The sequence below is a fragment of the Natronobacterium gregoryi SP2 genome (assembly GCF_000230715.2).
Classification (GTDB): domain Archaea; phylum Halobacteriota; class Halobacteria; order Halobacteriales; family Natrialbaceae; genus Natronobacterium; species Natronobacterium gregoryi.
Map to the genome: position 1 here is coordinate 2,364,090 of NC_019792.1, position 14,281 is coordinate 2,378,370.

At 62.7% G+C, this 14,281-nt stretch carries 16 protein-coding genes; 11 read left to right on the plus strand and 5 right to left on the minus strand.

Annotated features, from left to right (window positions below; genetic code table 11):
* The first annotated feature begins 108 nt into the window (after positions 1–108).
* Positions 109–1,266, plus strand: a complete 1,158-nt coding sequence (locus tag NATGR_RS11825) for a site-2 protease family protein (RefSeq protein ID WP_005579551.1) — start codon at positions 109–111, stop codon at positions 1,264–1,266.
* A gap of 1 nt (position 1,267) precedes the next feature.
* Here NATGR_RS11825 and thiL read toward each other — a convergent pair whose 3' ends face one another.
* Complete coding sequence (gene thiL, locus NATGR_RS11830; protein WP_005579552.1) at positions 1,268–2,173, minus strand: thiamine-phosphate kinase; 906 nt, start codon at positions 2,171–2,173, stop codon at positions 1,268–1,270.
* 121 nt (positions 2,174–2,294) lie between these two features.
* Between thiL and NATGR_RS11835 the strand changes: the two genes are divergently transcribed.
* From NATGR_RS11835 to NATGR_RS11875, 9 genes are all read left to right on the plus strand, one after another.
* Positions 2,295–2,750 carry a 30S ribosomal protein S19e gene (locus NATGR_RS11835; RefSeq protein WP_005579553.1) on the plus strand — a complete coding sequence of 152 codons (456 nt, stop codon included), beginning with the start codon at positions 2,295–2,297 and terminating at the stop codon, positions 2,748–2,750.
* 106 nt (positions 2,751–2,856) lie between these two features.
* Positions 2,857–3,204, plus strand: a complete 348-nt coding sequence (locus tag NATGR_RS11840) for a DNA-binding protein (protein WP_005579554.1) — start codon at positions 2,857–2,859, stop codon at positions 3,202–3,204.
* Entirely contained in the window at positions 3,205–3,795 is a 591-nt protein-coding gene (locus NATGR_RS11845) for an alpha hydrolase (RefSeq protein WP_005579555.1), read from the plus strand.
* 226 nt (positions 3,796–4,021) lie between these two features.
* Positions 4,022–4,987, plus strand: a complete 966-nt coding sequence (locus NATGR_RS11850) for a S49 family peptidase (RefSeq protein WP_005579557.1) — start codon at positions 4,022–4,024, stop codon at positions 4,985–4,987.
* On the plus strand, positions 4,984–6,027 hold the full coding sequence (locus NATGR_RS11855; RefSeq protein WP_005579558.1) for a DUF4350 domain-containing protein: 1,044 nt from the start codon (positions 4,984–4,986) through the stop codon (positions 6,025–6,027). The genes NATGR_RS11850 and NATGR_RS11855 overlap by 4 nt, the downstream gene beginning before the upstream one ends.
* 209 nt (positions 6,028–6,236) lie before the next feature.
* Positions 6,237–7,535: a histidine--tRNA ligase gene (gene hisS / locus NATGR_RS11860; RefSeq protein WP_015233619.1), complete on the plus strand. Its 1,299-nt coding sequence runs from the start codon at positions 6,237–6,239 to the stop codon at positions 7,533–7,535.
* A 126-nt stretch (positions 7,536–7,661) separates the two neighbouring features.
* Positions 7,662–8,234 (plus strand): hypothetical protein, encoded by a 573-nt coding sequence (locus tag NATGR_RS11865; RefSeq protein ID WP_244860875.1) that lies wholly within the window; start codon positions 7,662–7,664, stop codon positions 8,232–8,234.
* 81 nt (positions 8,235–8,315) lie between these two features.
* Entirely contained in the window at positions 8,316–9,797 is a 1,482-nt protein-coding gene (locus tag NATGR_RS11870; protein ID WP_005579565.1) for a sulfatase-like hydrolase/transferase, read from the plus strand.
* A gap of 187 nt (positions 9,798–9,984) precedes the next feature.
* Positions 9,985–10,416, plus strand: coding sequence for a hypothetical protein (locus NATGR_RS11875; RefSeq protein ID WP_015233620.1), 432 nt, complete (start codon positions 9,985–9,987; stop codon positions 10,414–10,416).
* Between the two features lie 12 nt (positions 10,417–10,428).
* Here NATGR_RS11875 and NATGR_RS11880 read toward each other — a convergent pair whose 3' ends face one another.
* Both NATGR_RS11880 and NATGR_RS11885 read right to left on the minus strand, forming a co-directional pair.
* Positions 10,429–11,391 carry a cobalamin-binding protein gene (locus tag NATGR_RS11880; RefSeq protein ID WP_005579568.1) on the minus strand — a complete coding sequence of 321 codons (963 nt, stop codon included), beginning with the start codon at positions 11,389–11,391 and terminating at the stop codon, positions 10,429–10,431.
* Positions 11,392–11,459: 68 nt separating this feature from the next.
* Positions 11,460–11,945, minus strand: a complete 486-nt coding sequence (locus NATGR_RS11885; protein WP_015233621.1) for a hypothetical protein — start codon at positions 11,943–11,945, stop codon at positions 11,460–11,462.
* 723 nt (positions 11,946–12,668) lie between these two features.
* Here NATGR_RS11885 and NATGR_RS11890 point away from each other — a divergent pair.
* Positions 12,669–12,887 carry a HalOD1 output domain-containing protein gene (locus tag NATGR_RS11890; RefSeq protein ID WP_005579570.1) on the plus strand — a complete coding sequence of 73 codons (219 nt, stop codon included), beginning with the start codon at positions 12,669–12,671 and terminating at the stop codon, positions 12,885–12,887.
* A gap of 61 nt (positions 12,888–12,948) precedes the next feature.
* Here the strand turns inward: NATGR_RS11890 and phoU are convergent, their stop codons facing one another.
* The gene (gene phoU, locus NATGR_RS11895; protein WP_005579571.1) at positions 12,949–13,617 is read right to left on the minus strand and encodes a phosphate signaling complex protein PhoU; all 669 of its coding nucleotides are present in this window, start codon (positions 13,615–13,617) and stop codon (positions 12,949–12,951) included.
* A gap of 247 nt (positions 13,618–13,864) precedes the next feature.
* Positions 13,865–14,281, minus strand: coding sequence for a CBS domain-containing protein (locus NATGR_RS11900; RefSeq protein ID WP_005579572.1), 417 nt, complete (start codon positions 14,279–14,281; stop codon positions 13,865–13,867).

The following is a 14,281-nucleotide window of genomic DNA, read 5'->3' on the forward strand; positions in this document are numbered from 1 at the left end:
TCGACGCTCGCGTCACCGTTCGGGTCGATTCCTGCTTACCGCGTGCTTTTTGCAGGCACTAACACCGACAGCAGTCGATTTATACCCGGCCATAGGTAATCACGGACGATGGACGACGGCGACCGTCCCGGAATCGAAGAGTCGAGGGCAAGCGACGCGGTTCCAGCGGCAGGACCGTCCCTCGAGCGGATCGAGTCGATGTTCACCGTCTACGAGAGCACAGTCGAAGACGAGACGCTCATCTACTACGGCGATCCCCGCGTACAGCCCGAACAGATCGTTCAGGAGTTGTGGCCCGTCTTCCGCGAGGAAGGGTACGACCTCAGGGTCGGGACCCGGTACGGAGAGTACGTTCTCGTCGCCGAACCGACGACCGTCGGCATCGACGGGATTCCCTGGACGAACGTCCTGTTGCTCGCGTTGACGATCGTCTCGACTCTGTTTGCCGGATCGATGTGGTATCACATCGATCCGATCGCCAATCCCGAAGAGATGTGGCGCGCCTGGCCGTTTACTGTCGCGATACTCGGCGTTCTCGGCGTCCACGAGATGGGCCACTACCTGCTGAGCCGGTACCACCAGGTCGACGCTTCGCTACCATATTTTATCCCGATACCGACGCTGATCGGGACGATGGGCGCGGTAATAAAGATGAAAGGGCGGATGCCCGACCGGAAGGCGCTTTTCGACATCGGCGTCGCCGGCCCACTGGCCGGACTCGTGGCCACGATCGCCGTCACGATCGTCGGACTCCACCTTCCGCCGGTCACGGCCCCGGAGACCGTGGTCCAGGACCCCGACGCGGTCCAGATCCAGCTTGGATATCCACCGTTGCTCGAGTTGCTCGCGGCAGCGTTCGACCAGCCACTGTATCGCGACGATCCGGCCACGGCGATCAATCCGGTGGTGGTCGGCGGCTGGGTTGGGATGTTCGTCACCTTCCTCAACCTGATCCCCGTCGGCCAGTTAGACGGCGGTCACATTCTGCGAGCGATGGCCGGACGGTCCCAGGAGACGATCGCCGCGCTGGTGCCGGGCGCGCTGTTCGGACTCGCCGCCTACCTCTATTACGTGGCAGACTACGGGCTGAACTCGGTGCTCATCTGGGGTGTCTGGGGACTGTTCGCTGCGGTGCTGGCGTCGGTCGGGCCCGCACACCCGGTCGACGACGAGAAACTCGGCACCGGCCGGTTCGTCCTCGGCGTCGTCACGTTCGCGCTCGGCCTGCTGTGTTTCATGCAGGTGCCGATCGTGATCGTCGAGTAAGTCAACCGTGTGTGTACCCAGCGTCCGCGAGTGTCTCACCGTCGAGCGTGATCCCGTCGTTACACTCGAGGACGGTCCCGACGATCGAGAGTGGAACGTCCGTCGCGTCACGGACTGCTTCGAGTGACTCCGATGGGACTGTCGCGACGAGTTCGAAGTCCTCGCCGAACGTCGTTGCGAGTTCGAGTGCCTTGGCGTCGTCGGCCGCGACCTCGAGGAGAGTGTCGTCGATCGGAATCTCGTCGGACTCGATCGCGAACCCGCAGTCGCTCGCCGCTGCGAGCTGGTGAAGCGAGCGGGCGAGGCCGTCGCTCGAGTCCATCATGGCGGTCGCGTGGGGGGCAAGTGCTCGACCGGCAGCGACCCGTGGCTGGAACTGGAAGAGGTCGTTTGCGCGTTCCAGAACTGCGTCCGCGTTCGGCCCCCCGTCGGCCGCGCGCTGGAACAACTCGAGTCCAGCCGCGCTGTCTCCGAGCGTTCCCGTCACGCAAACGAGGTCGCCGGGACGTGCACCGCTGCGGGCGACGGTTTCGTCTGCGCTGCCGATCGCCGTCGTCGTGACGGTAAATTCCTGATGTTCGTCCAGGTCACCGCCGACGTATTCGGCACCGACAATCTCGCAGACGTCGCTCGCGCCACGAACGAACTCGAGCAGTTCCTCGCGGTCGAACGTGGGTGCGGCGTAGGCGGCGACCGCGGCCGTCGCCTCGGCACCCATCGCCGCGACGTCCGACAGCGACGCGCCGACGGACCGCCAGCCGGCCGTATACCTGGCCGTTCCGTCGGGAAAATCCGTCCGATCGTGGAGCATGTCCGTCGTCACGACGAGGCTGTCGATTACGGCCGCGTCGTCTCCGACGGCCTCGAGTTCCGTCTCCAGTAGCGCCAGTGCCCCGCGTTCGTCCATACTGGACGTTCGGCCTGGGGGCGAAAAAGGAATCCGATCCGTCGAACCGCGCTCCCGTCTGGAGTGTAGATCGGATACGAATACGATGGTCTTAAATGCTGCCGAAGGGAACCCAACGCCAATGGCTACGATGTACGACGTTCCGGCGGACGACCTCATCGAGGCGCTCGCCGAGGACCTCGAGGAACGGCTCGACGAACCCGACTGGGCGCAGTTCGCCAAGACCGGCCCCGATCGCGAACTCCCGCCCGAACAGGATGACTTCTGGGCGACTCGCGCTGCGAGTCTCCTCCGTAAAGTCGCCGACCGCGGCCCCGTGGGCGTCGAACGACTCGCGACCGAGTACGGTGGGGCAAAAGACGGCTCTAACCGCTACCGTGTCGCGCCCGCCCACCGTTCGGACGGCTCCCGGAACATGATCCGAACGATCCTCCAGCAACTCGAGGAAGAAGGATTCGTCGAAACTGCCGAGGGCGAAGGACGACGCGTCACACCTGACGGACAGAGTCTGCTCGACGAGACGGCTGGCGACGTGCTCGAAGAGCTCGACCGACCGGAACTCGAACGCTACGCGTAGAGCGGATTTTTGTTTCCGGCAACCTCACTGACCCGACCGATAGCGTGGTGGCTGTCGGCCGTGTCCGTAATCATTTTCCCGCCTGCAGGCGAACACTCGAGTACTCATGAGTGAACGCCCGGACGAGGAGAAACTCGAGGAGTTGCGACAGAAGAAGATGGAGCAGTTGCAGGAACGCGCCGAGGGCCAAGACGCCGACGGTCAGGAGGCAGCCAAACAGCAGGCCGAAGCCCAGAAGAAGGCGGTTCTCCGCAAGCACCTGACCGACGACGCCCGAAAACGCCTCAACACGGTCAAGATGAGCAAGCCCCAGTTTGGCGAACAGGTCGAACGACAGGTCATCTCGCTGGCCCGTAGCGGGCGCATCCAGGGCAAGATCGACGACGACAAGATGAAACAGCTCCTCAAAGAGCTGAAGCCGGACTCGAAGAGCTTCGACATCCAGCGACGGTAGATGGAACTGGGATTGCTCTACAGCGGCGGCAAAGATTCGACGCTCGCGGCGCTTCTCCTCGAGGACTTCTACGACGTGACGCTGTTGACCGCACACTTCGGGGTTAGCGACGACTGGAAACACGCCCGCGAGACGGCCGACGACATCGGGTTCGCGTTCGAACGGCTGGAACTCGACGCCGAAGTCGCCGACGAGGCCGTCGAGCGGATCAAGGGGGATGGCTTCCCCAGGAACGGCATTCAGCACGTCCACCAGCATGCCCTCGAGGAACTCGCGGCTGCCGGCTTCGATGCTATCGCGGACGGTACCCGTCGCGACGACCGCGTGCCGACGGTTTCGCGGGCCCAAGCCCAGAGTCTCGAGGATCGACACGGCGTCGACTACATCGCTCCACTCTCGGGGTTCGGCCGGAACGCAGTCGATCGACTCGTCGAGGCCCAGCTAGAGGTGGTTGTCGGCCCGAGCGAGGAGATAAACCGAGCCGATTACGAAGCCGAGCTTCGGGCGATCATCAGCGAAGAGGACGGGCGTGACGCTGTTCGAGACGTGTTTCCGGACCACGAGCAGACGTACGTAACCGGCATCCGGTAGGCCGCTGTGACGCGCCGAGTGGTCGGCCTCGCGCGAGGAGTTTCACGATCGGAAAACGCCCGCAACCATCTTTTATACTGGGTTGGTAAGTCGCCGATACTGCCTGTCGCCGCTGGCCGCTGTGTCGCTTGCCCTCCTCGAGTATTTGCAAATATACCACTTATTAACAGAATATAAATAAAAAGTTTTTTACTATGTCAATACTGAATTTCTCTCGAGTTGAGATATGAGTAAATACCTAACTGCCGCCCGGGAACTACTCGGGACGGTCGCACGGTCTTACGTGACGATCGTCGTAATTGCTCTCCTCGTCGGAGCCGCTATCGCTCCGATCGCGTGGGGGGCAACCAGTGAAGCCGACGGCACCGTTGCAGTCATCGAGATGGATAGTTCGATCAGTGAGCCGACCGCAGACCCAGTGATCGACGATCTGCGCGAAGCACGCCAGAACGAGTCGATCGACGCGGTCGTACTGTCCGTAGACAGTCCTGGCGGCGGCGTTACCGCAAGCGAGAGTCTCTACTTGGCGGTCGAACGAACCGCACAGGAGATGCCGGTCGTCACGAGCGTACGATCGGTCGGCGCATCGGGAGGCTACTACATGAGTGCCCCGAGCGACAAGATTTACGCCACGCCAAGTTCGACGGTCGGTAGCATCGGCGTCCGTGCAACACACATGGATGCGCCGGCACCGGAACAAGAGATCACCACCGGTCCCGATAAGTCCGGTATGACAGAAGAGCAGGTCAAACAACAGGCAGAACAGATGAAACAGACGTTCCTCGGCTCGGTGATCGAACAACGCGGTGACGAACTAGAACTCTCGGAACACGAACTCGCGTACGCGAACGTGTACGTCGGCGTCGAGGCCGTCGAAAACGGACTCGTCGACGAAATCGGCGATACCGAGGCTGCGATCGGCACGGCTGCCGACGAAGCCGGACTCGGCGACTACGAGGTCGTCGAGTTGAGCGACGGTCAACCGCTCGGAATGCCGCTCCTCTTCGAAGGAGACGGTCAGGCAGAAGCCAAACAGCACGTACACCCACAGACGTTCGGAGAGTACAACGGCGTCGAGACGCCCGCGTTCCTCGCAGTGTGGGGCTCGATCGAGGGACAGACTGTCGCCGATACGACTCCGCCCGAAACACAGAACGCCACCGCCGTCACTGCCGGAGGTGACCAGCCATGAACGGTGACGAAATCCGATCACGGCTCGTCGTCTTCGCCGTCGTCGTCTTGCTCGCCGTCACCGCAGTCGCCGCCGCTGGCGTAATCACGAACCAGGGCTCGACGGAAAAGCCAACCGTCGACCAGGTACAGTTCCAGCCCGAAAACGTCGACGCGCCCGAACTCGAGCGAGGCGGTGAGATCTCGATCGACGTACCCACCGGCACAGAGACGGTCGTGATCGACACCGCACACGCAAACGACGTGTCGAAAGACGACCTCCAACCCGTCGTGTCCACACTCGTTGCCGACGGCAACACCGTCGAGTACTTCGACTCGGAATCGGGTGGACTGTCGGCAAGTCCCGAAGAACGCGAGAACGAACTCGCCGAAACGCTCGAGGACGCAGACGCCTACATCGTCGTCGAGCCGAACGACCGCTACACGCCAGGCGAAGCCGAGATCGTGTCTGACTTCGCCGACGCCGACGGACGCGTCCTGTTCGTCGGTGGTCCTGATGCGGGTGGTGGAGCTCTCCTCGGACTCCTCGGGCCGATGGGCACCGATACGGGTGACGACGGCGAGTTCGAGTCGGTGACATCCCAGTTCGGAATCGCCTACGATACCGGCTACCTGTACGACATGCAGGATTACGAGAACAACTACCAGACGCTCGCGGTGACGCCAGCTGCCGAGACGGACCTCACCGACGGCGTCGATCACGTCGTCTTCGACGGTCCGACCCAGGTGGCGACGGCAGGACAGCCATTACTGACGACGAGCCCAACGGCTGAACACTCCGAGAGTCGCGAAACCGGTGAGTACCCGGTTGCGGCGCAAAACGACAACGCGGTTGCCGTCGGCGATACTGGCTTCATGACTAGCGAGAACTACAACGTCGCCGACAACGAGGTCTTCATCAGTAACATCCTCGAGTTCCTCGTGAGTGGGAACGCGACGCCGGGTAACCTCGGCACTGCAGACAGTCCTGCTCACGATCCTGGTGGGAGTAACGTCGCCGGGTCAGGACACGCAGAAGACGGATTCCCGGGCGCTGGATAGTCTTCGATACTGTTTTTTGATAGTCGCTGTATCGTTTCAGACGGTTTGCTGCCGTGTGGATTGCTGTACGTAATTGCCGGTGCAGCCGCGCCCCGTGTTGCGGTCGCGCCGGGATATCGGGACAGCAGTCCGTATCAGTCACGTCGAGTCTCGACTACTTGCCGATCCAGAGGAAAGGATAGAAGTCAACGCTGACCTAACTCGTTTTCATGTACGACCGAATCAAAGGCTTTCGTGACTTCTATCCTGGCGAGATGGCTGCCCGGCGGGAGACCATCGATACCATCGAAGACACCGCCCGCCAGTACGGCTTCCGAGAGGTCGGCACGCCGACTCTCGAGCGCGCGGAGATGTGGACTGACAAGAGCGGCGACGACATCGTCGAGGAACTGTACGCCTTCGAAGATCAGGGTGGTCGCCACGTCACGCTGACGCCGGAGCTCACGCCGACCGTCGCGCGGATGGTCGTCGCCAAACAGCAGGAACTGTCGAAGCCGATCAAGTGGGTCTCGACGCGGCCATTCTGGCGCTACGAGCAGGTCCAGCAGGGACGACAGCGCGAATTCTACCAGACCAACGTCGATATCTTCGGCTCCTCCGAGCCAGAGGCCGACGCCGAGGTCCTGGCGTGGGCTGCCGACGCGCTGACGAACCTCGGACTGACCGATGACGACTTCGAATTTCGGGTCTCTCACCGGGACATCCTCGGAGGCGTCTTGGAGACCTACGAGGAAGACGTCGACATCGACGAGGCGATTCGTGCGGTCGACAAGTCCAACAAGCTCTCGACCGCCGAGTACCACGACCTGCTGGTCGAAGCCGGCCTCGACTACGACCAGGCCGCGGAGTTCGACGACTTGATCGCAAGCGGCGACCTCGACGAACTCGAGGCCTTCGCCGGCACCGAACGCGTCACTGACGCCGTTTCGAACCTCCAGAACGTACTCGATGCGGCTGGCGACTTCGGCGTTCGTGAGTATTGTACGATCTCGCTCGAGACGGCCCGCGGGCTCGATTACTACACGGGCGTTGTCTTCGAGTGTTTCGACTCGACGGGCGAGGTTTCGCGGTCGATCTTCGGCGGCGGCCGGTACGACGACCTCATCGAACAGTTCGGTGGTCAGCCGACGCCCGCGGTCGGTGTCGCACCCGGTCACGCTACCCTCTCGCTGCTTTGCAAGCGGGCTGGCGTCTGGCCCGAGGAAGAGGTGACGACCGACTACTACGTGCTCCAGGTCGGCGACACCCGCGCGGAGGCGGCTCGAATCTCTCGTGAACTTCGCGAGCGCGGCCACATCGTCGAGACCGATGTCGCCGGACGCTCTTTCGGCGCACAGTTGGACTACGCCGACAGCGTCAACACCGAGACGGTCGTCATCGTCGGTGAACAGGACCTCGCAAACGACGAGGTGACGATCAAGGACATGGAGTCCGGCGACCAGACGCAGGTGCCGGTTGCGGAGTTCCCCGGTGATCTCGATCGGCCGACGTACGAGGATCTGGCCTGAGACGGCTTTCTGTCCGCCTGTTCCGGCACAGCTACGACCCGAAGCGGGTGGCACTGGGAGATCGGAACACAATCCGTCTTGGGTGGAATCGATCGGTTTCGACAGTGCGTGTCCGTTTGGTGTCGAGTGGACAGGAGGTGTCATTATACTGTTGCTGGCGAACGTATAGGTATGGGAACTACCGATACCCCCCTCCTTGGAACCGTTTCTCTCAGAGACGGTCCGGATCGGATACCGGGTGCAGATCGAAGCGATATCGGTGCAGGATACGCAGGCGCGATTGCCGCTTTCGTCGCCACGGTCCTGTACGTCGGCTTGATAGGGATCGGAGACAGTCTCGGGTTCGGTGTCGACTGGACAGTAAACACGCTTTTTGCAGCGCTTGCGCTTCCGTTCGTCGTTCCAGCGGCGTTTATCGTCGGCGTCGTCGGCTGGCGGATGTTTTCGCTGGACAGTTCCGCCTCGAGTGTAGTCGCCGGCGCGGTCGGAACGGTTGCCACGTACGTCGTGACGCTTGGACTGGTCGGAACGTTGCTTACAGTCACAGCTATACTCTCGTTGAGCGGCGCAGATCCAGTGAGTGCCGCCGCCTTTTCGTGGGGACTCGTATACTTTGCGTTCGTGTTCACGTGGTGGGTAACCGTTCCAGTCGGATGCCTGACGGGGTTGATATACGTGACCGTGATCGCAGACGGGTAACTGCGAACGTCAGAGCACAGTGTCAGCAGTCTCGATCCGTCGGGCCCCTCCATTAACTGCCCGCTCGGTGTACGACCCTCGATGACCGACGACCGCCCGAACGTCTTGCTCGTGCTCACCGACCAGGAGCGATACGACCTTTCGGCTCCCGACGGCCCACCCGTCGAGACGCCGACGATGGATCGACTCTCGAGCGAGGGCCTTCGTTTCGAACGGGCGTTCACCCCGATCAGCATCTGCTCGAGTGCGCGCGCGTCGCTGCTGACCGGGCAGTTCCCCCACGGCCACGGGATGTTGAACAACTGCCACGAGGCCGACGCGGTCCAGCCGAATCTGCCGACCGAGATACAGACGTTCTCGGAAGTGCTCGACGCGAACGGTTACGACTGTACCTACACCGGGAAGTGGCACGTTGGTCGCGACCAGACGCCCGAAACGTTCGGTTTCTCCTATCTCGGTGGGAGCGACAGACACCACGACGACATCGACGACGCGTTCCGCGAGTATCGAAGAGAACGAGGGGTTCCACTCGGCGAGGTCGACCGCGAGGAAGAGCTGTACACGGGCGACGACCCCCGAGATGCGAGCGAGGGAACGCTCGTTTCGGCGGTGACACCGGTCGACGTCGAGGAGACTCGCGCCTGGTTCCTTGCCGAACGAACGATCGAGGCCATCGAACGTCACGCCGACGCAGCCGGCCCGTTCTTTCACCGGGCAGACTTCTACGGTCCCCACCACCCCTACGTCGTCCCTGAACCCTACGCCTCGATGTACGACCCCGACGAGATCGAACCGCCCGACAGCTATGCCGAGACCGACGACGGGAAGCCACAGGTCCACGAGAACTATCGCCACTACCGGGGCGTCGCCGGCTTCGACTGGGAGCTGTGGGCTGAAGGCATCGCGAAGTACTGGGGGTTCGTGACGCTGATCGACGATCAGTTCGAACGCGTGCTCGCGGCCCTCGAGGACCACGGCCTCGCCGACGAGACCGCCGTCGTCCACGCCGCCGATCACGGCGACTTCGTCGGCGCTCACCGCCAGTTCAACAAGGGACCACTGGCCTACGACGACACCTACCACATCCCCCTGCAGATACGCTGGTCTGGCGTGACCGAACCGGGAAGTGTCTGTAACCGTCTCGTTCACCTGCATGACCTCGCACCCACCTTCCTCGAGATGGCCGGTGCCGGGATTCCAGAGAGCTTCGACGCGCGCAGCCTCGTGCCCGTCCTCGAGAACGGAGGGACGGTTCCCGACGGCCTCGAGTGGCCCGACTCGGTCTTCGCCCAGTACCACGGCGACGAGTTCGGCCTCTACAGCCAGCGGATGGTCCGGACCGACCGGTACAAGTACGTCTACAACAGCCCCGATATCGACGAACTGTACGACCTCGCAGCCGACCCTGCAGAGCTACAGAACCTTGTCGGCCACCCCGACTACGCAGGCGTTCGAAAGGCGTTGCGGGAGCGACTCGTCGACTGGATGGACCGAACCGACGACCCTAACTGCGAGTGGGTGCCCGACGTCCTCGCCAGCGCGTCGACCGAGAATCGGGTGTGATACGGTTTGCTGTCCGTCAGTTCCGGCGCGACTGCGCACTCGTGCGGTCGCGCTGGGATATCGGGACAGCAGTCCGTATGAAACGAGCGGCGTGGGCCAAACCGGACCGACGACTGCGTACGTTTACGGTTCCGAGGCGAGTACGTCCGTCTATGACTGTCGACACGATCGGCCCGGAGGGGCAGCGATGACGAGTATCGAAGACGACCGAGACGCCGACGATCTCCGGAAGAGAGCCGAAGAGTCCGAGGAGGTCGCCGTCGCACTCGAGGAGTTGGCCGTAGAACTGCGGGACGAACCACTCAAGGAGACTCGACTCGAGGGGCTGTTCGACGAGGTGACGACGAGCAATCCGGAGATCTGGAACACCGTGACGGCCTTTATCGACGTCGAGGACGGCGAAGCGATCGTCACGGACGAGTCGAAACTCGCAGAAGGGAAGTGGGCCCCCGAGATCGTCGAGGATTGTGACGCGATGGTCACGATCGACGTCCAGCGCGGACTGATGCCGGACGATTTCGCCTATCTCGTCGGAAAGAAGCTCCAGGACGAGATCGAGCAACACCGCGAGCGAGCAGCGAAAGCCAGACAGAACGCTGCCGAGCGAGAAGACGAGTAGGAACCGGCCGCGTCAGTCCGCCGACGGAACGACCCGCGAGCCTGGGCTCAGGGTTTCGAGCGCATCGAACGGAACCGCGACCTCCGTAGGCGGACCGACATCGTCCGGGCCCGACTGGACGATCGGTGCGAGCGCCTCGAGCGTGTCGACGAGTCGCGGTCCCGGCCGGTTGAGGTAGCTGTCGCCGTCCATCGCCCAGACACGACCGTTCTCGACGGCCGTTAGGTCGTTCCAGCCGTCGCGTTCGGTGAGATCCGAGCGGTTTTCGGCCGTCTGCTCGAGGTCGAACCCACAGGGTGCGACGACGATCACCTCGGGATCGTACGCGCGGATCTCCGCCCACTCGCGCGGGCGGGATCGTTCGCCGGCGTCAGCCAGTCCGTATTCGCCGCCGGCCCACTCGACGAGTTCGGCTGTCCAGTGGCCTGCGATCATCGCGGGGTCGGTCCAGTCGAAGATTGCGACTCGGGGTCGGCTCTCGGCCTCGAGGCCGAGGTTTGCCGTCCGGTTTTGAACGGCTTCGATCCGCTCTTCGAGTTCCGTCTGAACCACCGCGGCGCGTTCCTCGCGTCCAGTCGCGTCCCCGATCCGTTCGACGTCGGTGAGAACGTCGTCGACGCTGTGGGGATCTGTCGACAGCACCGCTGGATCGGCGTCGATTTCGTCGACGGCGTCGGCGACGACCGCCTCGTCGACCGCACAGACGTCGCACATCCCCTGGGTGACGATCAGGTCGGGGTCCAGCGCCTCGAGCCGATCGACATCGACCTCGTAGACGCCGTCGTCGGTCGTCGACTCGAGAACCTGTCGGTCGATTTCGTCGCTGGCGGCGTCCGTCTCGATTCGTGATCGCGTGACTGCGGGAAGCGACTCGACCTCCGGCGGGAAGTCACACTCGTGGGAGACGCCGACGGGTTCGATCCCGAGCGCGGCGACGACCTCTGTCGCCGACGGAAGCGTGGTAACGACGCGCATGTGCGGGACTTCGACGCCGAGCGCCAAAGGTATTGCTATGGTTATAGAAACGGCGACGTGGTTGGCGATTACCGTTCGTTTCCAGTGTCGAACTGGCCGGGGGTCCCGTCTCCACTGCTGTCGACATCGAACGCGTCGGTCTCGAGTTCGGTGCCGTCGACGCTGACGGTCCCCGCCTGGATCTCGATGGTAACGCCCTCGGTTTCGACCGGTCGACCGAGCAACTCGTTGGTCGTGGACTCGAGAGCCTGGCTGACAGAGAGGACGAACCGGAAGACAGACTCGAGTTCGGTGCCGGCCTCGCGGAGCGGGCGCTCGGTCCCGAGTTCGCCGACGCTCTGTGCGCCCTCGGGATGGAGGTACTGGATCGGGTGATCGGTGGGCACCTCTCGCAGATCGACCTCGAACGACCAGAGGTACGGTAACAGTTGGATGGCGTACCCCTTCGGTTTCGGTACCTTGCGGCCGATAGCCGCCGTTGCGATGCCGATCGCCGTCGACCCCGTGTTCGTGTCGTAGTAGGTGCCGGGCACCCCAGGTATCGAGAGTCGCATGTCCGGACAGAGTCACTGGCCACGGGTGAGTACACACCTGGCACTGCCACGGCTCTTTTAGGCCGCCGGAAGACGCGCGTTTTCCGCACGTTAGTTCGAGTGAGAGTCCTGCCCTCTCCCGGGTCATTCGAGTGCGCGCGGTGCGGGACCTCGAATTCTCGGCCGTGGCGCGCTGGTGAACCGTCCGAGCGGATGCGAGGGCAGTTCGCTGTTCCGCGAGGGGTGAGTGAACGGAGTGAGCGAGCCGGCTGGGGAGGGTGTGGCCCTGTGGGTGGGACTGAAGAGGTCGAGGGCTTTCTCAGCTGTCCCCTCTCGAAGCGATACTCACGGCACTAACCAGTCAGTATCCTAACGTTCTTTAGGATAGATTGCGTACCGCACAGACGCGCACGAAAGTGCGCTGAGCCGGAGTGCCCAGGACCAACCAAGCCCTCCGGCTCACCGATACGCCCCCGCGTAGCGGGAGCAATCCATCATTGACGTTGGCGAAATAAAGACCTGCCGACGTCCCGCCAACCCAGCCACAACTGCGTCTGGCACACTCGAGGGATTGTTTTCCGCCGCGTCGGGCCCTGAGAACTGAGAGACACATGACCTCGAGAAGTACCAGCCACTGTAACTGTCGTACAGACATCCGAATCGCGAGGACGACCGAGCCAGCGAACTGCCCCGACTGTGAGACGGCGTTCGAACACTCGCTCGTCGAACACCCAAACAGTGATCATGCATCCAGCACTCATCACGGCACTCGAACGTATCGCGGCCTGTGAGGACCGCGACCCGACGGCCCTGCCACCGCTGTACCGGGCCGTCGACCCCGAGGCGCTGACGGCGCTGCTCGAGTCGCCCGCGGCCGTCACCGCCCGCTTCGAGTACGCTGGCTACGAGGTCGTGATCGGACCCGGGCCGATCGAGGTCGCGGTACTCGAGACGAGACAGTAGCCGATCACGACCGAGCGTCACCATCGTCGAGAACCGGTCCGACGTGAAACACGAGGCGGTCCTACTCGAGGAGGCTGTCGTCGCCGGTAGCCATGTAGACTGTCCGAGCGGCGACGTTCGTCGCGTGATCGGCGACTTGCTCGATGTCGGTGACCGTGATCACGAGCCGAAAGATACTCTCGTGGTACTCCTCGAGATCGACAGTTTCGGTATCGAGCGCTACCATGTCGCCGAACACTTGGCGACTCGCGTGTTTCGCGAGTTGATCGATCTGGTCGTCACGAGCGACGATCTCCCGGCAGGCGTCCGTGTCCAGAGCTTCGAAGGCGTCAACTGCATCGGCGACCATCGTTGCACTCTCCTGGCCCATCGATGGAATGTCGACGGCCGTCTCTATCGCCGGCAGTCCCGCTTCCGTCCGTTCGGCTATCTTGACCGCGATGTCACCGATCCGCTCGAGGTCGGTGCTGATCTTGAACGCTGCGGCGACGAAGCGGAGATCACTGGCAACCGGCTGCTGTAGCCCCAGCAGCTCGATGCACTTGCGCTCGATAGCGAGATAGCGCTCGTTGACTCTGTCTTCGCTTTCGATGACTCGGCGGACCATCTCCGGGTCGTGGTCGGCGAAGGCCGCCACTGCGCGGTCGAACTGCGTCTGTACGAGTTTGCCCATCTCGAGTACTGCCTCGCGAAGCGTCTCAAGTTCCTGTCGATAGTGTTCTCGAGCCATTGTCTCGGTTATGTGTCGGATTTCGTCTCAGTTGTGTGAGTCTGGGTGTGGATGTGGATGTGGATGTGAGTGTTGATGGAAGCCACATAGTACAGCGTTGGGAGGCCCTGATGCGGTCGGACTCGCAAGTTGCGCCAGCAGTTGGTTTCTCTGCGTCCACGCAGCGCTTCGCGAGACCGTATCGAGAAGCGATTTCTGTCACTGTCGGTCGATAAAAGATTGTGTGGGGTCGTCTCGGTCGTGGTCGTTATACCCAGAACCCGGCCTTTTTCAGCGCCGTGATCGTCAGTTCGTTTTCGACCGTCTCGAGCAGGTCGTCCGCCCGCACGACGCCGGCGATGTCCGAGTCTTCGGTTACCGGCAACGCAGGGAATCCTCGTTCGGAGATGGTGTCCACTGCAGCAGCTATCGGCGTGTCGGTCGACACTGTCTGAATATCGGTCGTCATGATCTTCTCGACGGCGGCTGTTCGATCGGCATTCAGGAGGTCGGTGAGCGAGACGATCCCGATGAGGTCGCCACCGTCGACGACGTAGAGGTAGTACAGCGTCGTCCCGTCGGTTGGCGTTCGGTCGCGGAAGCGGTCGATTGCTTCGTCGACCGTGGTCGTGGGCGGGGCGGTCTGGAACTCGTCGGAGACGAGGCCGGTGAGTGTGTTGGGCAT

Excerpts from the sequence above, each read along its gene's own strand:
- thiL (WP_005579552.1), bottom strand. The coding sequence starts at position 2,173 with ATGGACGAACGCGGGGCACTGGCGCTACTGGAGACGGAACTCGAGGCC.
- NATGR_RS11840 (WP_005579554.1), top strand. The coding sequence starts at position 2,857 with ATGAGTGAACGCCCGGACGAGGAGAAACTCGAGGAGTTGCGACAGAAG.
- NATGR_RS11890 (WP_005579570.1), top strand. The coding sequence starts at position 12,669 with ATGCATCCAGCACTCATCACGGCACTCGAACGTATCGCGGCCTGTGAG.
- NATGR_RS11825 (WP_005579551.1), top strand. The coding sequence starts at position 109 with ATGGACGACGGCGACCGTCCCGGAATCGAAGAGTCGAGGGCAAGCGAC.
- NATGR_RS11855 (WP_005579558.1), top strand. The coding sequence starts at position 4,984 with ATGAACGGTGACGAAATCCGATCACGGCTCGTCGTCTTCGCCGTCGTC.
- NATGR_RS11870 (WP_005579565.1), top strand. The coding sequence starts at position 8,316 with ATGACCGACGACCGCCCGAACGTCTTGCTCGTGCTCACCGACCAGGAG.
- hisS (WP_015233619.1), top strand. The coding sequence starts at position 6,237 with ATGTACGACCGAATCAAAGGCTTTCGTGACTTCTATCCTGGCGAGATG.
- NATGR_RS11850 (WP_005579557.1), top strand. The coding sequence starts at position 4,022 with ATGAGTAAATACCTAACTGCCGCCCGGGAACTACTCGGGACGGTCGCA.
- NATGR_RS11880 (WP_005579568.1), bottom strand. The coding sequence starts at position 11,391 with ATGCGCGTCGTTACCACGCTTCCGTCGGCGACAGAGGTCGTCGCCGCG.
- phoU (WP_005579571.1), bottom strand. The coding sequence starts at position 13,617 with ATGGCTCGAGAACACTATCGACAGGAACTTGAGACGCTTCGCGAGGCA.
- NATGR_RS11845 (WP_005579555.1), top strand. The coding sequence starts at position 3,205 with ATGGAACTGGGATTGCTCTACAGCGGCGGCAAAGATTCGACGCTCGCG.
- NATGR_RS11875 (WP_015233620.1), top strand. The coding sequence starts at position 9,985 with ATGACGAGTATCGAAGACGACCGAGACGCCGACGATCTCCGGAAGAGA.
- NATGR_RS11885 (WP_015233621.1), bottom strand. The coding sequence starts at position 11,945 with ATGCGACTCTCGATACCTGGGGTGCCCGGCACCTACTACGACACGAAC.
- NATGR_RS11835 (WP_005579553.1), top strand. The coding sequence starts at position 2,295 with ATGGCTACGATGTACGACGTTCCGGCGGACGACCTCATCGAGGCGCTC.
- NATGR_RS11900 (WP_005579572.1), bottom strand. The coding sequence starts at position 14,281 with ATGCCCAACACACTCACCGGCCTCGTCTCCGACGAGTTCCAGACCGCC.